This is a genomic window from Roseateles sp. T103, assembly GCF_057219915.1.
This window is the reverse complement of record NZ_JBXVVS010000004.1, coordinates 90,283-110,149: the sequence shown is the minus strand read 5'-3', so window position 1 is coordinate 110,149 and position 19,867 is coordinate 90,283. Positions and strand designations below refer to the sequence as shown.

Annotated in this window: 13 protein-coding genes; 9 read left to right on the top strand and 4 right to left on the bottom strand. The window is 67.3% G+C overall.

What is annotated here, in order from left to right; genetic code table 11:
* The first annotated feature begins 388 nt into the window (after window positions 1-388).
* Complete coding sequence (locus AC2EBS_RS12975) at window positions 389-4,336, top strand: DUF3683 domain-containing protein (protein WP_484728844.1); 3,948 nt, start codon at window positions 389-391, stop codon at window positions 4,334-4,336.
* Between the two features lie 67 nt (window positions 4,337-4,403).
* Here AC2EBS_RS12975 and AC2EBS_RS12970 read toward each other — a convergent pair whose 3' ends face one another.
* Window positions 4,404-5,411: a Bug family tripartite tricarboxylate transporter substrate binding protein gene (locus AC2EBS_RS12970; protein ID WP_484728843.1), complete on the bottom strand. Its 1,008-nt coding sequence runs from the start codon at window positions 5,409-5,411 to the stop codon at window positions 4,404-4,406.
* A 62-nt stretch (window positions 5,412-5,473) separates the two neighbouring features.
* Here AC2EBS_RS12970 and AC2EBS_RS12965 point away from each other — a divergent pair, with 62 nt between their 5' ends.
* From AC2EBS_RS12965 to AC2EBS_RS12955, 3 genes are all read left to right on the top strand, one after another.
* A complete protein-coding gene (locus tag AC2EBS_RS12965) occupies window positions 5,474-5,920 on the top strand; it encodes an HIT family protein (protein WP_484728842.1) in 447 nt (148 codons plus the stop codon).
* 201 nt (window positions 5,921-6,121) lie between these two features.
* Entirely contained in the window at window positions 6,122-7,942 is a 1,821-nt protein-coding gene (locus AC2EBS_RS12960) for a S8 family peptidase (RefSeq protein WP_484728841.1), read from the top strand.
* 233 nt (window positions 7,943-8,175) lie between these two features.
* Window positions 8,176-10,947: a TonB-dependent receptor plug domain-containing protein gene (locus AC2EBS_RS12955; RefSeq protein WP_484728840.1), complete on the top strand. Its 2,772-nt coding sequence runs from the start codon at window positions 8,176-8,178 to the stop codon at window positions 10,945-10,947.
* A gap of 102 nt (window positions 10,948-11,049) precedes the next feature.
* Here the strand turns inward: AC2EBS_RS12955 and pcaC are convergent, their stop codons facing one another.
* Entirely contained in the window at window positions 11,050-11,430 is a 381-nt protein-coding gene (gene pcaC / locus AC2EBS_RS12950) for a 4-carboxymuconolactone decarboxylase (protein ID WP_484728839.1), read from the bottom strand.
* A 136-nt stretch (window positions 11,431-11,566) separates the two neighbouring features.
* Between pcaC and AC2EBS_RS12945 the strand changes: the two genes are divergently transcribed.
* Entirely contained in the window at window positions 11,567-12,133 is a 567-nt protein-coding gene (locus tag AC2EBS_RS12945; RefSeq protein ID WP_484728838.1) for an acyloxyacyl hydrolase, read from the top strand.
* Window positions 12,134-12,157: 24 nt separating this feature from the next.
* On the opposite strand, the gene AC2EBS_RS12940 is transcribed toward AC2EBS_RS12945, so the two are convergent.
* Entirely contained in the window at window positions 12,158-14,200 is a 2,043-nt protein-coding gene (locus AC2EBS_RS12940) for a M13 family metallopeptidase (protein ID WP_484728837.1), read from the bottom strand.
* 190 nt (window positions 14,201-14,390) lie between these two features.
* On the opposite strand from AC2EBS_RS12940, the gene AC2EBS_RS12935 reads away from it, so the two are divergent.
* The 4 genes from AC2EBS_RS12935 to AC2EBS_RS12920 all read left to right on the top strand — a co-directional run bounded on the left by AC2EBS_RS12935 (window position 14,391) and on the right by AC2EBS_RS12920 (window position 17,596).
* On the top strand, window positions 14,391-14,813 hold the full coding sequence (locus tag AC2EBS_RS12935; RefSeq protein ID WP_484728836.1) for a gamma-butyrobetaine hydroxylase family protein: 423 nt from the start codon (window positions 14,391-14,393) through the stop codon (window positions 14,811-14,813).
* Window positions 14,814-14,847: 34 nt separating this feature from the next.
* Window positions 14,848-15,579, top strand: coding sequence for a bifunctional demethylmenaquinone methyltransferase/2-methoxy-6-polyprenyl-1,4-benzoquinol methylase UbiE (gene ubiE, locus AC2EBS_RS12930; RefSeq protein ID WP_484728835.1), 732 nt, complete (start codon window positions 14,848-14,850; stop codon window positions 15,577-15,579).
* A 68-nt stretch (window positions 15,580-15,647) separates the two neighbouring features.
* Window positions 15,648-16,562, top strand: a complete 915-nt coding sequence (locus AC2EBS_RS12925; RefSeq protein ID WP_484728834.1) for a diguanylate cyclase domain-containing protein — start codon at window positions 15,648-15,650, stop codon at window positions 16,560-16,562.
* A gap of 14 nt (window positions 16,563-16,576) precedes the next feature.
* Window positions 16,577-17,596 (top strand): cation diffusion facilitator family transporter, encoded by a 1,020-nt coding sequence (locus AC2EBS_RS12920; protein WP_484728833.1) that lies wholly within the window; start codon window positions 16,577-16,579, stop codon window positions 17,594-17,596.
* A 451-nt stretch (window positions 17,597-18,047) separates the two neighbouring features.
* On the opposite strand, the gene AC2EBS_RS12915 is transcribed toward AC2EBS_RS12920, so the two are convergent.
* Entirely contained in the window at window positions 18,048-19,862 is a 1,815-nt protein-coding gene (locus tag AC2EBS_RS12915) for a methyl-accepting chemotaxis protein (RefSeq protein ID WP_484728832.1), read from the bottom strand.
* Window positions 19,863-19,867: the final 5 nt, after the last annotated feature.

Sequence of the window (19,867 nt, the reverse complement as noted above, 5' to 3'; positions counted from 1 at the left end):
TTCACGGGTACTGACTCCCTTTGTCTCTCGAAAAAATGGCCCGCAATTGTTTGCGAAAGCATGTGACACCAGTGTGGCGGCTACGGCAAGAGGAGCGTCCCGAGTCCGGCGCCGGGTCGGTGTGCGCAGGCTGACCGCTGCCGGATTTGCGCAAAGCCCCGCCATGGGGCGGTGATGTTGCGCTGCGGTAGGATTCAGCCCTGACGCTCAGCCGGGTGAACGCCCGTCGGCGCTGCCCGATGGCACGGTCCCGGTCACCCTTCGAGGCCAGCAGCTGTCGGGTCGGTCCGAGGCGCGTCAGGCACCTTGCCACCCACTCGCCGCCTTCGCCGCCTGTGCCCGACACAGGCCAATTCTCGGGAAGCTCCGTCCGGAGCGTCCTGCTGCCATGAATGCAAAGCATCCGCTGATGCCCGCTGTCCAGACCCCCGCCGCTGCTGCCGTGGCCGCACAAGCTCATGAGCCTGTGCGCCTGCGCGAGATCCCCTACAACTACACCTCCTTCTCCGATCGCGAGATCGTCATCCGCTTGCTGGGCAAGCGGGCCTGGGAGTTGCTGGACCAGCTGCGTCAGGAGCGCCAGACCGGCCGTTCGGCGCGCATGCTCTACGAGGTGCTGGGCGACATCTGGGTGGTGCAGCGCAATCCGTATCTGCAGGATGACCTGCTGGACAACCCCAAGCGCCGCCAGCTGCTGATCGAGGCGCTGCAGCACCGGCTGCACGAGGTCGAGCGGCGCCGCAACCCCGAGGCCGATGCGCAGCGCGACGCCTCGGTCGGCGAGCTGCTCAAGCTGGCCCATACCGCGGTGGAGCGCTTCGCGCACAGCTTCGAGACCACCGCCGAGCTGCGCCGCCGCGCCACCAAGCTGCTGGCGCGCCACACCGCGCGAGACAACATCAAATTCGACGGCATGGCCCGCGTGGCCCATGTCACCGACGCCACCGACTGGCGCGTCGAGTACCCCTTCGTCGTGCTGACCCCGGATAGCGAGGCCGAGATGGCCCAGCTGGTCAAGGACTGCATCGAGCTGGGCCTGACGGTGATCCCGCGCGGCGGCGGCACCGGCTACACCGGTGGCGCCGTGCCGCTGGTGTGGAACAGCGCGGTGATCAACACCGAGAAGCTCGAGGCACTGCGTGGCGTCGAGATGGTCGAGCTGCCCGGCGTCGGTCGCCCGGTGGCGACCATCTTCAGCGAAGCCGGCGTGGTGACGCAGCGTGTCGCCGACCTGGCCGAGCAGCATGGCTTCGTCTTCGCCGTCGATCCGACCTCTGCCGAGGCATCCTGCGTGGGCGGCAATGTCGCGATGAACGCCGGCGGCAAGAAGGCCGTGCTGTGGGGCACGGCGCTGGACAACCTGGCCTCGTGGAAGATGGTCACGCCCGAGGCCAAGTGGCTGGAGGTGGTGCGCCTGAATCACAACCTCGGCAAGATCCACGACGTCGAAGTGGCCAGCTTCGAGCTGCGCTACTTCGATGCCAGCGGCAAGAAGCTGGAGCGCACCGAGCGCCTGGATATTCCCGGCCGCGTGTTTCGCAAGGAAGGCCTGGGCAAGGACGTCACCGACAAGTTCCTCGCCGGCCTGCCTGGCATCCAGAAGGAAGGCTGTGACGGCCTGATCACCAGCTGCCGCTGGGTGGTGCACCGCATGCCCAAGCATGTGCGCACCGTCTGCCTGGAGTTCTTCGGCAACCCCAAGGAATGCGTGCCCTCGATCGTCGAGATCAAGAACTACATGTTCTCGCTGGCCAAGACCGAAGGCGGCGTGAATACCGAGGTCGATGCGCCGTCGCCGGTGCTGTTGGCGGGCCTGGAGCATCTGGACGACCGCTACCTGAAGGCGGTGGGCTACGCGACCAAGAGCAAGCGCGGCGGCCTGCCTAAGATGGTGCTGATCGGCGACATCGTCGGCGACGACGAGGACGCGGTGGCGCGTGCGACCTCCGAGGTGGTGCGTCTGGCCAATGGCCGCAGCGGCGAAGGCTTCGTCGCCGTCAGCGCCGATGCGCGCAAGAAGTTCTGGCTGGACCGCAAGCGCACGGCGGCCATCTCGCGCCACACCAACGCCTTCAAGGTCAACGAGGACGTGGTGATCCCGCTGGAGCGCATGGGCGAGTACACGCTGGGCATCGAACGCATCAATATCGAGCTGTCGCTGCGCAACAAGCTGGCCCTGGTCGATGCGCTGAGTGCCTTCTTCGCGGCCGGCAAGCTGCCGCTGGGCAAGGGCGACGATGCCGGCGAGATTCCCAGCGCCGAGCTGCTGGAAGACCGCGTGCAACAGGCACTGAGCCTGCTGGCCGAGGTCGGCGCGCAGTGGCGTCAGTGGATGACCGAGCTGGACCTGCCGCGCGCCAACGGCGAGCGCAGCTTCTTCGAGCAGCTGCAGGACTACACGCTGCGCGCCTCGTGGAAGACGCAGATCCTCAAGCCGCTGCAGGAGACCATCTTCAGCGGCGGCGCCTTCGCGCCCATCATTGCCGAGTGCAAGCGCATCCACAAGGACGTGCTGCGCGGCCGCACCTGGGTGGCGCTGCACATGCATGCCGGCGACGGCAATGTGCACACCAACATCCCGGTCAACTCAGACAACTACGAGATGCTGCAGACCGCCCACGAGGCGGTGGCGCGCATCATGGTGCTGGCCCGCTCGCTGGACGGCGTGATTTCGGGCGAGCATGGCATCGGCATCACCAAGCTGGAGTTCCTCTCCGACGAAGAGCTGGCGCCCTTTGCCGGCTACAAGGCGAAGATCGACCCCGAGGGTCGCTTCAACAAGGGCAAGCTGCTGCGGCCGCAGGGCGACACGCTGTTCGCCGACCTGACCAACGCCTACACGCCCAGCTTCGGGCTGATGGGGCACGAGTCGCTGATCATGCAGCAGAGCGACATCGGCGCCATCGCCGACAGCGTCAAGGACTGCCTGCGCTGCGGCAAGTGCAAGCCGGTCTGCGCCACGCATGTGCCGCGCGCCAATTTGCTCTATAGCCCGCGCAACAAGATCCTCGCCACCTCGCTGCTGGTCGAGGCCTTCCTCTACGAGGAGCAGACGCGCCGCGGCGTGTCGATCAAGCACTGGCAGGAGTTCGAGGATGTGGCCGACCACTGCACGGTCTGCCACAAGTGCGCCAGCCCCTGCCCGGTGAAGATCGACTTCGGCGACGTCACGATGAATATGCGCAACCTGCTGCGCAAGATGGGCCAGAAGAGCTTCCGCCCCGGCAATGCGGCGGCGATGTTCATGCTCAACGCGACCAACCCCGAGACCATCAAGCTGGCGCGCAGCGCGATGGTGGGGGTGGGCTTCAAGGCGCAGCGCATCGCGCACGACCTGCTCAAGGGCTTTGCGAAGAAGCAGACCGCCGCGCCGCGCGCGACGCTGGGCCCGGCGCCGATCAAGGAGCAGGTGATCCACTTCGTCAACAAGAAGCTGCCCGGCGGGCTGCCCAAGAAGACGGCGCGGGCGCTGCTGGACATCGAGGACAAGGACTACGTCCCCATCATCCGCAACCCCAAGGCGACCACGGCCGACACCGAGGCGGTGTTCTACTTCCCCGGCTGCGGCTCGGAGCGCCTGTTCTCGCAGGTGGGGCTGGCCACGCAGGCCATGCTCTGGCATGCCGGCGTGCAGACGGTGCTGCCGCCCGGGTATCTGTGCTGCGGCTATCCGCAGCGCGGCTCGGGCCAGTTCGACAAGGCCGAGAAGATGATCACCGACAACCGGGTGCTGTTCCACCGCGTGGCCAACACGCTGAACTACCTGGACATCAAGACGGTGGTGGTCTCCTGCGGCACCTGCTACGACCAGCTGCAGGGCTACAAGTTCGAGGACATCTTCCCCGGCTGCCGCATCGTGGACATCCACGAGTACCTGCTGGAGAAGGGCATCACGCTCGACAGCAGCCGAGCCTACCTCTATCACGACCCCTGCCACAGCCCGATGAAGCTGCAGGACCCGATGAAGACGGTGAAGGCGCTGGTCGGCCCCGAGGTGACGAAGAGCGAGCGCTGCTGCGGCGAGAGCGGCACGCTGGGCGTGACACGCCCCGACATCTCCACGCAGATCCGCTTCCGCAAGGAAGAAGAGCTGCGCAAGACCGAGACCCAGCTGCGCGAGTCCGGCAAGGTGGCTGCGGCCGACAACCTGAAGATCCTCACCTCCTGCCCGAGCTGCCTGCAAGGGCTCTCGCGTTACGGCAACGATCTGCAGAACGGACTGCTGGAAGCCGACTACATCGTGGTCGAGATGGCCAAGCAGATCCTGGGCGAGAACTGGATGCCCGACTACGTGCGCGAGGCCAATAACGGGGGCATTGAGCGGGTGCTGGTCTGAGTCTGGACGGACCGGCAAGAAAGCAAAGGGCGCCCGAAGGCGCCCTTTCTTCATCATGCTGCGGGCCTCATTCCGCCGACAGCTTGCGCTCCTTGATCAGCGCATGCCAGCTGCGCTGCTCCTGCTCGATGAACTTGGCCAGCGACGCTGCATCCGACGGCGCCACCTCAAGCCCGAAGTCCTCCAGCTTGGCCTTGACCTCGGGCGTGGTGATGGCCTTGTTCATCTCGGCGCCGAGGCGCTGCACGATCGGCGCTGGCGTGCCCTTGGGCACGAACAGGCCTTGCCACGCCGCCACGTCCACGCCCTTGAGACCGATCTCCTGCATGGTCGGCACATCAGGCAGCGTGGCGATGCGCTTGGGGCTCAGCACCGCCAGGGCCTTGAGCTTGCCGGAGCGGATGTGCGGCAGGCCGGCGGCCGTGTCCAGGATGCCCATGGGCACCATGCCGGCAATCAGGTCCTGCGTCGAGAAGGCCGTGCCACGATAGGGCACGTGGACGATGAAGCTGCCGCTGCGTTCCTTGACCAACTCCATCGCCAGATGGTGCGGGCTGCCGATGCCGGGGGAGGCGTAGCTGTACTTGCCGGGGTTCTTCTTGACTTCGTCCAGCCATTGCTTGGCCGAACTGAAGCCGGCGTTGGGGTTCACCACCAGAATCAGCGGGAATCGCGCCATGAAGCCCACCGGCGCCAGATCGCTGGGCGAGTAGGGCAGCTTCTTGTACATCTCGCTGTTGAAGACCATCGCGCCGTTGTCGCCGGTGGCGATGGTGTAGCCATCGGGGGCTGACTTGGCGGCCGCATCGGTGCCGATGATGCCGGCCGCGCCGGGGCGGTTCTCGATGACGAAGGTCTGGCCCAGCTGCTTGCCCAGCTGCGGTGCCAGCTGGCGGGCCAGGAAGTCCGAGCCGCCGCCGGCCGGATAGGCGACGACCCAGCGCACCGGCTTGCTCGGCCAGGCGGGCTGTGCCTGCACGGCCAACGGCGCCAGGCCGGCGACGGCCAGCGCCAGCACATAGCTGCGGCGCTTCAGCGAGGGGAGGCCGGTCTTGTCGTTCTTCGTCGTCTTCATCGGGGATGTCTCCTAAGGGGTCTTACAGTTGACTGTTCCATCTTAGACCCGAGTCCTGACGCATGAGCGCCGAAACCTCTACCTGTCCTCTGTGCCGCGATGACGGCGGCCTGCTTGTGGCGCGGTCGCCGCAGTGGCGTGTCGTGCGTGTGACCGACACGCCGGATTTCCCCGCCTTCTATCGCCTGATCTGGAACGCCCATGTGGCCGAGTTCAGCGATCTATCGTCCGCCGATCGCGATGAATGCATGCATCGCGTGGTGCAGATCGAGCAGCTGCTGCGCCGCGAGCTTGCGCCGACCAAGATCAACCTTGCCACGCTGGGCAATGTGGTGCCGCATCTGCACTGGCACGTGATCTCGCGCTTCGACTGGGACAGCCACTTCCCCAATCCGGTGTGGGGCGCACGCCTGCGAGAGCCCATGCCGGCGGCGGGCGAGCGCCTGTTGCCAGCGCAGCTGGCTGCGCTGGACGCGAAGCTGCGCGAGCTGCTGCAAACCGGCAGCTGATCGCAAGCTGGGTTTGCCCCAGGGTCTCATCAGCACGAGGCAAGGGAAATCCCCTCCTGCAAGCGCTTACAGGGTCGCTAATCATCCTGATGAGCGCCCCCATAGACTCCTCTCGGCTGGACTGATGCGCCGATCGTGTGCGTCATCCAGCCCAAGCCCACCCGGGCCCACAAGGCCCGACGACCACAGGAGTCAATGATGATGATGAAGAAGAGGCAGGAAGTCTTGGGGAATTCACGGCAGCTGCCGGGCTCGCTGGCGCTCGCGCTGCTGCTGTTTGCCGGCGCAGCGGCGCAGGCGGGCGTTTCCGTGTCGGCGCTGGACGGCCCGAGCGTGGCGCCCAGCCAGATCACCGACCGGCTGATCGTCAAGTACCGCGATGCCAGCAGCGTCGGCGCCAAGGGTGCGCTGGTGGCGCGCAGCGTCGATGCCGCCATGATGAGCAGCCGCGCCGACAAGGCGCAGCGCCTTGCCGCGCAGCGCGGCGCCCATCTCTCGCTGCTGCGCCAGACCGGCGTGGGCGCGCATGTGTTCAAGCTCGATCGCGCCATGTCGGTCAGCGAGCTGCAGACCCTGGCGGCGCAGATCAGCGAGGCTGACGCCGATGTCGAGTACGCCGAGCCGGATCTCAAGATGTACCCGATGCTCACGCCGAACGACACCCAGTACAACCAGCAGTGGGACCTGTTCGAAGCGACCGCCGGCATCCGTGCGCCGCAGGCCTGGGACGTGGCCACCGGCAGCGGTGTGGTGGTGGCGGTGATCGACACCGGCATCCGCCCCCATGCCGATTTGGCGGGCCAGACCGTGGCCGGCTACGACATGATCAACGACGCCACCGTCGGCAACGACGGCAACGCGCGCGACAGCGATCCCAGCGACCCGGGTGACTGGGTGGCTGCGAACGAATGCGGCAGCGGCACGCCGGCCAGCAATTCCAGCTGGCACGGTACCCATGTGGCCGGCACCATCGCGGCCAAGACCAACAACAGCCTGGGCATCGCCGGCATCGCCTTCAACGCCAAGATCCAGCCGGTGCGCGTGCTGGGCAAGTGCGGCGGCTATACCTCGGACATCGCCGACGCGATCACCTGGGCCTCGGGCGGCACGGTCAGCGGCGTGCCGGCCAATGCCACGCCGTCCAAGGTGCTGAACCTGTCGCTGGGCGGCAGCGGGAGCTGCGGCTCGACCACGCAGACCGCGATCAACGGCGCGCGCTCGCGCGGCGCCTCGGTGATCGTGGCGGCGGGCAACTCGGCGGTGAACGCCAGCAATGCCACGCCGGCCAACTGCTCGGGCGTGATCACTGTGGCGGCGCTGGACCGCTACGGTGCGCGGGCCTACTACTCGAACTTCGGCGCCGTGGTGGCGCTGGCGGCGCCGGGCGGCGACGTGCGCTCCTCGGCCAGCAACGGCATCCTCTCCACGCTCAATGCCGGCACCAGCACGCCGGGCGCCGACAACTACGCCTACTACCAGGGCACGTCGATGGCCACGCCGCATGTGGCCGGCGTCGCCGCCCTGCTGTACAGCGTGAAGCCCAGCGCGACGCCAGACGAGATCCGCACCGCGCTGACCAGCTCGGCCCGGCCCTTCGCCGGCAGCTGCAGCGGCTGTGGCAGCGGCATGCTGGATGCGGCAGCGGCGCTGACGGCGATCAGCACCAGCTACCCGACTTTCAACGAGACCGAGAGCAACAACACCCGCGCCAGCGCCAACACCGTAGGCGCCGCGTCCAATGTCAGCGGCAGTCTGTCGTCCAGCGATACCAGCGACTACTTCGCGGTCAGCCTGGGCGCCGGCAAGTCGCTGTCAGCGGTGCTGACGGCCGCCAGCGGCAGCGCGGACTTCGACCTCTACCTGTACAACAGCTCGGGCACGCAGCTGGCCAGCAGCACCAACGGCGCCGGCGCAAGCGACAGCATCAACTACACCAACAGCGGCGGCAGTGCGGTGACCGTCTTCGTGCGGGCTGCGCGCTACAGCGGTTCGGGTGCCTACACGCTGAACCTGCGCTGGTAAGGCCGTCTTGAGTTCGGGCGACTCCTCCGCCCCGTCTGCTGTCCCCGACCCGGCCCTCCATATTGGAGGGCCGGGTTCGGTTCCTCGCCGCAGATGGATGTCGCACGCCACACACTGGAGTTAACGCGTAGAAACAATTTCTTCACAATCAAGTAACGTTTGCGCCACTCTAGGTCGAGAGCTGCCCGACCGCAGGCCGGGCCATCGGTCTTTAACCTAATGAAAGGGGCGCAATGTCCAGGATCCACAAACTCAGTCTCAACGTCACTGCCGCAGCGGCAGCCCTGGTCTGTGCTCAGGCCATGGCTCAGCAGGCAGGCACATCCGAGCCTCAACAGCTGATGCGCGTTGAGGTGACCGGCTCCAACATCAAACGTCTGTCGGCGGAGTCGGCCTCGCCGGTGCAGGTGATCACTCGCAGCGAGGTGAAGCAGACAGGTGCAAACACCGTTCGCCAGATCCTCGACACCATCACAGCCACAAGCAGCACTGAGTTGCGCGATGACGGCGCCTCGACCAGCTTCGCCTCTGGCGCCACTGGTGTATCGATGCGCGGCCTCGGCAAGGGTGCCACCTTGGTGCTGCTCAATGGCCGTCGTCTGGCCAACTATGGTCTGGCCGATGGTGCTCAGTACACCTTTGTCAACACGGATTCGATCCCGGCCGATGTGATCGATCGCATCGAGATCCTTAAGGACGGCGCCTCGGCCATCTATGGCTCCGATGCGATGGCCGGCGTGATCAACATCATCACGCGCAGCGAGTACCAAGGCATTGGCCTGAGCGGATCCCATCAGAGTGGGATCAGCCCTGGTATCAATGGGCAGACCACCCTAGGTCTGGTGGCCGGAACGGGTGACCTGGCCCGCGACCGCTATAACGTGCTCGCCAACGTCGAGTACTACAAGCGCGAAGGCTATATGCTCAGCGACGTCGTGGGCTACTACCCGGCGTACCACAAGTCCTTCTTCAGCCCGGCCTTCGGCGACCCCAGTCTGGTGTCCTGGCCCGGCAACATCATCAACGGCAGCGCCCGCATCGCCAATCCGTCTTGCCCGACGACGCAGCGTAACTCGGCCGGCGCTTGCGTGACCAATCTGAACGAGGTCAACCAGTTCTCCGACCCGGCAGAACGTCTGAACGCCTTCGTTTCTGCTCGCATGATGCTGTCCAGCTCGATGGAGGCCTTCGGCGACCTGTCCTACTCCAAGACCAAGACCGACTATCTGTCCTTGCCTTACGGCATCAATGCGCCGGCCTCGCCGTTCCGCTGGTTTGACGGCAATGCCAAGGTGGTCCGCATTGTCAACAAGCCGATGCTGCCGGTGACGCATCCGCTGAATACGTTCGGACGCCCGGTTGGCCTGGAGTACCGCTTCATGGACCCAGGCATCGACTGGACCGCGCCGGCTGAAGGCACTCAGTACCGCGCGCTCGCTGGTCTCAAGGGCACCTATTCGGGCTGGGATTGGGAGGCCTCGGTCGGCCGCGTGGGCGCCGAGGCTACGAAAGAGGGTCTTGCGCCGCACAGCGCCACCTTCGTCAATGCCATCCAGACTGGCGAATACAAGATCGGCGGCCAGAACAGTCCCGAACTGCTGAGCCGCATGTTCCGCAGCGCCGCAATCAATGGCGACAACCACCAGAACCATGTGGATGCCAAGGTCTCCGGCGAGCTGTTCTCGTTGCCGGCCGGCAAGGTGCAGGCAGCCTTCGGCGCCGAGGTCCGCCAGGAGAGTGTCTACATCAAGTCGGTGGACGCCGTGATGAACGCCGAATTGATCGGCCGCGGCGCTCTGTGGGTGGAGGGCGAGCGTACGTTGAGTGCCGCTTTTGCCGAGGTGGAGGCGCCGCTGGTCAAGGGTCTGACCGCCAATGGCGCGGTGCGCTTCGACAAGGCTTCGGGCTACAGCGGCCGCGCCTCGCCCAAGCTGGGCATGCGTTGGGAGGTCTCGCCGCAGCTGCTGCTGCGCGGAACCGCTGCGGGTGGCTTCCGGGCGCCGAATGTCCCCGAGGTGTTGGGCAAGATTGGCGTCACCGGCTTCTTCAACGGCACTTACGATCCCAAGCGATGCGATACCGCGACGGCGATCCGCGACATCCTTCGCACTGGCGACGCCAACGACCGGGCTGAGGCGACCAACGCCTACAACTCGGGTTGCTCGGCCTCCGTGCCTGCGATGATCTCGGCCAATCCGAAGCTTGAGCCCGAGCTGTCCAAGAGCTTCACCGTCGGCTTCGTGTTCCAGCCGACGCGCGACGTCTCGATGGCGGTGGACTACTTCAAGATCGAGCGCCGCAACGAGATCAGCTATCGCGCTCCTTCCTATGTGCTGGATCGGGAGGATCAGGCCGGCTACCGCGAGCTGATCTCGCGCATCCCGGTCGGCGGTCAGGACCAGATCTGGGCCGATCGCGCCAACCAGCTGCGCCCCGGCGCGAACATCTCCTGGGGCGCCGGCCAGCTGGTCACGCTGCTGCTTGCCTACGAGAATTTCGGCAAGACCGAGACCTCTGGCATCGACGTCAGCTTGCGCGGCCGCATCCCGACTCAGGGTGCCGGCGTGTTCAACCTCGGCATGGATTTGACCTATGCGCTGACCATGAAGGAGTGGGACATCGATGCCGGAACCTACCGCCCCAACCGCGTTGGCCTGCGCAATGCGCCGCGCACCAAGGCTGTGCTCAGCGGTTCCTGGCAGCACGCAAACTGGACCCTGGGTGCGCGCCTGAACTACACCTCGCGTACGGCACTCAACTTCGACGAGACCGACACGTCGGTCTGGAGTCAGGCTGCCTGCCAGACCCGCCTGCGCCCGGGTGATCTGCCCTGCTACAGCGACAACGACACGGTCACCACGCTGAGCGTCGCCTACAGCGGCTTCAAGAACCTGCGCCTGTCGGCCATCCTTGGCAATATCGAGGGCGATCGTCCGGTCGACCTGCGTGGTGGGCACGCGATGCGTCCGACGACGCTGAAGATCGGCGCGGAATACAAGTTCTGATACCGGTCCCGGCCTGTGCCTGGCCGGATCAGCAAAGCGCTCCTTCGGGAGCGCTTTTTTGTTGTTGCTGTGTGCGACGGTGGCCGGCCGGCGATGTCCGGTTCAGGCCGGCTTGCCGCCGTCCACCACCTCGGCCGCGCTGCGGAACGCTTCCACCGCGCTGGGCACGCCGCAGTAGATCGCGGCGTGCAGCAGCACTTCCTGGATCTCCTGCGTGGTGGCGCCGTTGTTCAGCGCGCCGCGCACATGACCCTTGAGCTCGTTTTGCTTGCCCAGTGCGGTGAGCATGGCCACCGTGACCAGGCTGCGCGTCTTCAGGTCCAGGCCTTCGCGCTGCCAGGTCTCGCCCCAGGCATTGCGGGTGATGTGCTGCTGGATGGGCGCAGTGAAATCGGTGACGCCGGCAAAGGCCCGTGCCACGAAGTCCTCGCCCATCACCTGTTTGCGCATCGCCAGGCCCTTGTCGTACTGCTCGTCGCTCATCGTCGCTGCTCGCTTTCCTGCTGATGTTGGTGTGGTCTCGGTGTGAGCTGGCGAGCATAAGCCGGCGTCAGTTCGCCGGCACAATCGCGTCATGCGTGCGCCGAGCTACTCCCTCCTTCTTGCAGAGCCCGTCCGGGTGGTCGCTCTTGTCCTGGTGGCCGGTTTGCTGGCTGCATTGCCGCCTGGTGCGGCGCAGGCCGGACCGGCCGTGCCGGAGGCGGATATGCGCAAGCGCTACTACTTCGAGTTCGGCCGCGGCGAGAACCAGGTGCGCAGCGCCGCGCTGGGCCTGAACCTGCCCTGGAGCCTGGACCGCATGCTGCTGGGCGGCCGGCTCAGCGGGCATTGGGATGCCTATGTCGCGCAATGGCGCGCCGACAGTCCGGCCGCGGACGGCGCGCGCGCCAGCTGGACGCAGCTGAGCCTGACGCCGGCGCTGCGGCTGCGCTACGGCGACGGCCGCTCATCGTGGTTCATGGAAGGCGGCATCGGCGTGTCCATGCTCGACCGCCACTACCGCAGCGCGCACAAGAGCTTCTCCACCCGCTTCAACTTCTCCGACCATCAGGCCTTCGGCTACAGCTTCGGCGCCCATGGCGAGCATGAGCTGATGCTGCTGATCCGCCACGTCTCCAATGGCGGCATCAAGAAGCCCAACCCCGGCGAGGACTTCGTGCAGCTTCGCTACAGCCTGGCCTACTGAGGTCGGGTGCCGAGGCGCAGGCTCTCACCAAATGCGGATCGGCTCGGCGGCCGCCATCGGATCGCCGGGCTTGCAGGCGAAGGCCTGGGCAAAGGCGGGGAACTGCGACATCGGTCCGAGCACGCGGAACTTGCCCGGCGAGTGCGAATCGGTGCGCAGCTGGTTGATCAGCCATTCGGTGCGCGTCTTGCCGCGCCAGATCAGCGCATTGGCCAGGAAGAAGCGCTGCGAGGGCGTGTAGCCATCGATCTTGCCCGCACCGCCGCCACTGCGTGCCAGCGCGCGCTGCAGTCCCTCGTAGGCGATGGGCAGGCCCGCCACGTCAGAAATGTTCTCGCCCAGCGTCAGCTGGCCGTTGATTGCCTCATCGGGCAGCGGACGGTAAGCGCCGTAGAGCTGCACCACGCGCTGGGCGCGTGCCTTGTAGGCCGCGGCGTCCTCGGGTGTCCACCAGTCGCTGAGATTGCCCACCGCGTCGTACTGACGGCCACGGTCGTCGAAGTGGTGGGTGATCTCGTGGCCGATGACCATGCCGATGCCGCCGTAGTTCAGCGCGTCGTCGGCCTTGGCGTCGAAGAAGGGCGGTTGCAGGATGCCGGCGGGGAAGGTGATCTCGTTGAGCCCGCCGGCGAAGGCGTTGACGATGTGCGGGCTGATGAACCAGCGGCTGCGGTCCACCGGCCGGTCGAGATCCGCGAGACGCTCGTCGAAGGCCCAGGCGGCGGCGCGCAGCGCATTGCCGGCGTAGTCGCGCGCATCGAGCTGCAGGCCGGCGTAGCGCGGCCATTCGCGCGGGCCGCCGATCTTGGGCACCATCGCCTCCAGCTTGGCCAGCGCACGCTGCTTGGTCGGCGCGCTCATCCAGTCGAGCTGCTCGATGCGCTGGCGCATCGCTGCCTTGATGTCGTCCACCAACTGCGAGGCGCGCTGTTGCGCCTCGGCCGGGAAGGCGCGCGCGACGAAGAGCTCGCCTACCGCCATCGAGATCGGCGCGACGCCGTAGCGGCCGCCGATCTCGCGCAGCACCTCCTCGGCGCGCGGCTCCCTGGCCTGCAGGCCGGTGATGGTGCGGCCGTGGTACTCGTGATGTGCGTCGGCAAAGGCCTGCGGCAGCTTGTTGGCATGCGCGTCGAGCAGGCGCATCGCCAGGTAGCTGCGCCACACCGGCAGCGGTGCCTCGGCGGCGAGATGGGCCACGCGTGCGGCGAACTCGGTCTGGCCCAGCGTCAGGTAGGGCGCACCATCGTCTCGGCCGCTGAGCGTCTTGAAGTAGGCCGCCCAGTCCAGCCCCGGCGCCTCGCGCTGCAGCTCGGCCACGGTGATCAGGCGGTAGTTGGCACGCGGGTCGCGCAGCTTCACCCGTGTGCGCGAGGCCTCGGCCAGCTGGGTCTCGAAGGCCAGCAATGCGTCCAGCTCGGCCTCGCCGGCCTTGGCGCCCGCCAGCGCGAGCAGCCGGGCGGCATAGGCGCGGTAGGCCTGGCGCTGCTTGACCGAGGTGGCATCGCTGGCGAAGTAGGCGTCACGGTCCGGCAGGCCCAGGCCGGCCTGCTGCAGACCCAGCGCATGGCGGCGCGTGTCGCCGGGGTCGGCTCGAACGAAGGCGGCCAGCGGCGCGCCGATCTGCACGCGGTTCAGCGCGGCCAGCAGGCCTGGAAGCTCTTCGCGCCTGTCCAGCGCGGCGATGCGCTTCAGCAGCGGTTGCAGCGGCGTCAGGCCCTGCTTCTCTATCGCTTCCAGGTCCATCGCGCTGGCGTAGAAGGCCGCCAGCTGGCGCAGTCCCGGCGTGGTCTGCAGCGCGGGCTTGGCGACCAGCTCGGCCAATGCGTCGCGCAACAGCGCATCGTTGGCAATGCGCAGATCCACGAAGCTGCCGATGCGCGCTCGATCCGGCGGCAGCGGCGTGGCGGCCTCCCAGGCGCCGTTCACATGCGCATAAAAGTCGGTGCAGGGCGAGACGCTCGCGTCGAGCGTCTTCAGGTCCAGCGCCAGCGCAGCCGTGGTCGTGCCTAGCGTGGCAGCGGCGAGTGCGATCGCGGTCAGGAGTCGTGCGGGCTTGGGGTGTCGCATGGCGGGCTTGTGGCGGGGGCTGCGTTGAGGATGCGCGTGGGGGTGATGCGCAGCGCGCAGCCTAGCGCGGCGCTGCAGCGCAGCCATCGGGGACGGCCCTGGCGGCAATGGGGCCGTGGGCGAGGCGCGCACAAGCCGCACGGCTACACTGAAGGTCCTGGGGCGCCTGCATCGCCCCGCTGCAAGCATCATGGCCGGACTGAACGCCTCCACCCCCAAACCCACCGATATCACCGTGCACCAGCAGTCGCGCGTGCTGGAGATCGCCTTCGACGATGGCGCGCGCTTTCGCATCCCCTTCGAGCTGATGCGCGTGTACAGCCCTTCGGCCGAGGTGATGGGCCATGGCCCGGGCCAGGAGACGCTGCAGACCGGCAAGCGCGAGGTCGGCATCGAGCAGCTCGAGCCGGTGGGCCATTACGGCATCCGCCCGGCCTTCAGCGACGGCCACGGCAGCGGCATCTTCAGCTGGGACTATCTGTACCAGCTGGGCAGCCGCGAGGCCGAGCTGTGGGCCGAGTACGAGGCCAAGCTGGCCGCTGCGGGCCTGGACCGCGACGCGCCGATGCCGGTCAAGGCGTCAGGCGGCGGCTGCGGCAGCCATTCCCACTGAGCGTGCAACGAGCACAACGCAAGAGAGCACAGCGATGAGCAGCACCCATTTCGGTTTCCAGACCGTCGACGAGAAAGAGAAGGCCAGCCGCGTGCGCGGCGTGTTCGACTCGGTGGCGTCCAAGTACGACGTCATGAACGATCTGATGTCCATGGGCATGCACCGCGCCTGGAAGGCCTATACCGTGGCGGTGGCCAACCTGAAGGCGGGCGACCGCGTGCTGGACATCGCCGGCGGCACCGGCGACCTCTCGCGCGCCTTCGCGCGCAAGGTCGGCGCCAGCGGCATGGTGGTGCATACCGACATCAACGAGGCGATGCTTCGCCAGGGTCGCGACCGCCTGATCAACGAGGGGCTGATCCTGCCCACCGGGCTGTGCGACGCCGAGAAGCTGCCGTTCAAGAGCGAGAGCTTCGACCTGGTCAGCGTGGCCTTCGGCCTGCGCAACATGACGCACAAGGACCAGGCGCTGGCCGAGATGTGCCGGGTGCTCAAGCCCGGCGGCCGGCTGCTGGTGCTGGAGTTCTCGCAGGTGGCCGAGCCGCTGCGCAAGCCCTACGACTGGTACTCGTTCAAGATCCTGCCCAAGCTGGGCCAGATGATCGCGGGCGATGCCGAGAGCTACCGCTATCTGGCCGAATCGATCCGCATGCATCCGCCGCAGGCCGAGCTCAAGGCGATGATGAAGGCCGCCGGCTTCGGCCATGTGGATGTGCACAACCTCAGCGCCGGCATCGTGGCGCTGCATGTCGGCATCAAGTGCTGAAGGCGGGACCGGCCTGCCGCGTGCGGCTAGGATGTAGCTCATCCTCGTAGCACCCAGGGCCTGTTGCGATGTCCCCGGCCGATCTGTCCTTGAGCACGCTCGCCAGGCTGCAGGCTGGCGTCGACGAAGGGCTGCTCTCCCACCTGAGCTGGAATCAGCGCCTGCTGCGCTGCGCGCTGGGTCTGGACGAGCCGGGCGACGACATGCACCGGCCACGCGCCCATGAGCTGTGCCGTTTCGGCGGCTGGCTGATGGCAGAGCGCGCGGCGCTGAGCAGCTTGGACGAACCGCTGCTGATCGAGATCGAGTCCCAGCATGCGCGCATGCACGAGGCGGTGTATCAGCTCTGCAAAGCCAAGCTGGACAAGGCTCAGATGGCCAGCGACGATGTACAGGCCTTCGAGCAGGCGCAGAGCGCGATGATGGCTGGCCTGGCCCGGCTCAAGCAGCGCATCGAGACCGCTGCGGCGCGCATCGACCCGCTCACTGGCCTGCCGATGCGCCATGGCTTCGAAGCCGCCTTCGAGCACTGTCAGCGCGATGCGCGCCGCAACGGGCAGCGCCTCTTCCTCGCGGTACTCGACCTCGACAACTTCAAGTCGGTCAACGACCGTTGGGGCCATCCGATCGGCGACATGGTGCTGCAGCATGCCGTCGCGCGGCTGCGCGAGCTGATGCGCGACAGCGATCCGCTGTTCCGCTTCGGTGGCGAGGAGTTCGTCGCGCTGCTGCGCTGTGAAGACGAGCGGGGCGCGAGCCAGCTGATGCAGCGTCTGCTCGACGGCCTTCGCCAGGCGCCGCTGCAGCTGAAGGCTGAACAGCTGAGCCTGCAGATCAGCGCCACCGCCGGTCTGGCCGAGGTCGGCACCGGCGAGGCGCCCGACGAGGCGATCGCCCGCGCCGACCGCGCCCTGCTGCGCGGCAAGCTGCAGGGGCGCGACCGCTTTGTGCTCGCCGAGGTTGCCGAGCCGCCGGCAGCTTGATGACGCGCACGGACATGCCGCCGCAAGCCCGCGACGCAGCACCGCAGCCGCTGCACGATCAGCCTGCGCACGGGCAGCCGCATGGCAGCCAGGGTGATGACCCTCACCATGGCCATCACCACGGCCATCAGCACGGCCATCAGCACCATGCCCATGCGCCCGCCAGCTTCGACCGTGCCTTCGCGATCGGCATCGTGCTGAATGCCGGCTTTGTCGCCGTCGAGGCCTGGGTGGGCTGGAAGATCGGCTCTCTGGCACTGCTGGCCGATGCCGGCCACAACCTCAGCGATGTGGCCGGCCTGGTGCTGGCCTGGGGCGGTGCGCTGGCCGGCAGGCTGCGCCCCGATGCGCGTCACACCTATGGCTGGAAGCGCGCGTCCATCCTGGCGGCGTTCGCCAATGCGCTGCTGCTGCTGGTCGCGATGGGCTCGCTGGCCTGGGAGGCGCTGCAGCGCCTGGGCCAGCCGGAGCCGGTGGAGGCCTGGACCATGATCGCGGTGGCCGGTGTGGGCATCGTGGTGAACACGGCCACGGCCCTGCTGTTCATGCGTGGTCGTGCCCACGACCTCAACATCCGCGGCGCCTTCCTGCACATGGCGGCCGACGCGCTGGTCTCCGCCGGCGTGGTGCTGGCCGGTGTCTTGCTGCTGTGGCAGGGCTGGGCCTGGATCGATCCGGTGGTGAGCCTGCTCATCGCGGCGGTCATCGTGGTCGGCACCTGGGGTCTCTTCCGCCAGTCGCTACACCTGCTCTTCGACGGAGTGCCGGCGCATATCGATCTGGACGAGGTGCGCCAGGAACTGCTGGCGCTGCCCGGCGTGCAGCGTGTGCACGATCTGCATGTCTGGGCGATGGGCAGCAACGAGATCGCGCTGACCGCGCATCTGCTGATGCCCGGTGGCGGCGCCGACGATGCCTTTTTCCATCTGGCCACCGATAGACTGCAGCAGCGCTTCGGCATCCGCCATGTCACGCTGCAGCCGGTGCGTGAAACGGTGATGGCGGGGTGTCAGATCGAGCCGTCGGTTCGCTGAGCCGAGCTCGTTGGGCAGCTTGCTTAGTGGGCAGTACGGCGCGAGGAGCGCTGCGACGGGCTCGCTTGGCTCCATGCCTGGGCCAGAGGCCCAGTCCTTTGCCAGGCTCAATCAGTCCACCGGACTGATTGAGTCCGGGCGCAGTCCCCCGTCCTCGCTTCGCGTGGCCTCCTCCTTTAGCTGCGCCAAGCGAGCCCATCACATCGCTCCCGATACATTGGTGGCACGCCGCCAGTTGCATGCCGCGGTCGTGCGGCAGCGGTGGGCTGAGGCGATTTGCGTAGGTAAAAGGAGGGGGGCCACGCAGTGGACCCGGGGGACTGAGACCGGACACAAACAGTCCAGTGGACTGTTTGTGCCTGGCGAAGGCCTGGGCCTCTGGCCCAGGCACGGAGCAAATCACCCCGTCCCGGCGCTGCCCCGCTCATGTCCCGGCATGAGCAAGGCTAGCTTAGAAGCTGGTCCAGTCGCCGTCGTCATCGGCGGCCGGCCGGGGGGCAGGTGCCGGGGCCGGTCGCGCTGCCGGGGGCGTGGCCGGCGGCTTGGCTGCGGCCGCCGGCTTGGGCGCGGCAGTGGGCTTGGCCGCCGCGCGCGGGGCAGGGCTGGCGGCCGGCTTCTTTGTTGCGACCTGTGCAGGGCTGGCGCTGCTCGGCTTGAAGGCATGCGAGCCGCCCACGCCGCCGAGACCGCCGGAGGCTGCGCCGTGCTGCTGCGATGCCGCGCCCAGCTGGAAGCTGGCCACCGCCTGCAGCAGCCTGCCGGCCTGGGCCTTGAGGCTTTCGCTGGCGGCAGCGCTTTCCTCCACCAATGCGGCGTTCTGCTGCGTGGCGCGGTCGAGCTGGGTCACCGCTTCGCCGACCTGGGCGATGCCCGAGCTCTGCTCGCGGCTGGCGCTGCTGATCTCGCCGACGATGTCGGCCACGCGCTGAACCGAGGTGACGATGTCCTGCATGGTCTGGCCGGCGCGGTCGACCAGCTGCGTGCCGTTCTGCACGCGTTCGACCGAGTCGTTGATCAGACTCTTGATCTCCTTGGCCGCCTCGGCGCTGCGCTGGGCCAGCGAGCGCACTTCGCTGGCCACCACGGCGAAGCCGCGGCCCTGCTCGCCGGCACGCGCCGCTTCCACCGCGGCATTCAGCGCCAGGATATTGGTCTGGAAGGCGATGCCGTCGATCACCGAAATGATGTCGGCAATGCGCTTGGAGCTGTCTTCGATGCCGCGCATCGTGGACACCACCTCGCCCACCACCTGGCCGCCGTTGCGCGCCACCTCGCTGGCGCTTTGTGCGAGCTGGTTGGCGGCTTGGGCGTTGTCGGCGTTCTGGCGCACGGTGGAGCCCAGCTCTTCCATGGTTGCCGAGGTCTCTTCGAGCGAGGAGGCCTGCTCCTCGGTGCGCGCCGACAGGTCGGCATTGCCCTGGGCGATCTGCGCGCTAGCGGTGGCCACCGATTCGGCGCCTTCGCGCACGCTGCCCACGGTCTTGGCCAGGCTGGCCTGCATGCGCTGCATCGCGGCGAGCAGCTGCGCGGTCTCGTCTTTGCCCTGGGCCTCGATGCGCTGGCTCAGGTCGCCGGCGGCGATCTGGTCGGCCACAGTGACAGCACGGTGCAGCGGTGCAGTGAGGGAGCGCACCAGCAGCAGGGCCAGCACCGCGCCGACGCCGATGGCCGCCAGGCTGACCACCAGCAGGCCGATCAGCGCGGTCTTGTAGGTGCTCTCGGCCAACGCGGCCGACTCCTCGGCCCCCTTGGCCTGGAACGCGAGCAGCGCCTGCACCGCCTTCTCCGCGGCCTGGAAGTCGCTGCGCGCCTCCTTGGTCACCACTTCCAGCGCGGCGTCCACATTCGCATCGCGCGCGGCGCTGACGGCGCGCTGCACGGCAGCCTGGAAGCGTGTCCACTTGTCGGCGAAGTCCTTGTACAGCTGGCGCTCGGTGTCATTCACGATTAGCGCCTCATAGGCCTTGCTGTCGCGAGCGATCTCCTCAGCGGAATCTTTCAGCCGCTGTTCGGCGGCCTTGTTCATGTCCATATTGAAGTTGGCGACCAGCTGCTGCATCGCACTGCGCTGCTCGTTGAGCGCGGTGCTCAATGCGCCGGCGTAGCGGGTGGCCGGCAGCCAGTTGCCGCTGATGTCGCGCAGCTCCGTCTGGATGGACTGCAGGCGCGTGAAGGCAAACAGCGCCAGCAGCACCAGCAGCATCAGCACCGCGCCGAAGGCCAGTGACAGCTTGGCGCCCAGGCGCAGATTGTTCAGGGATTTCATGGGGC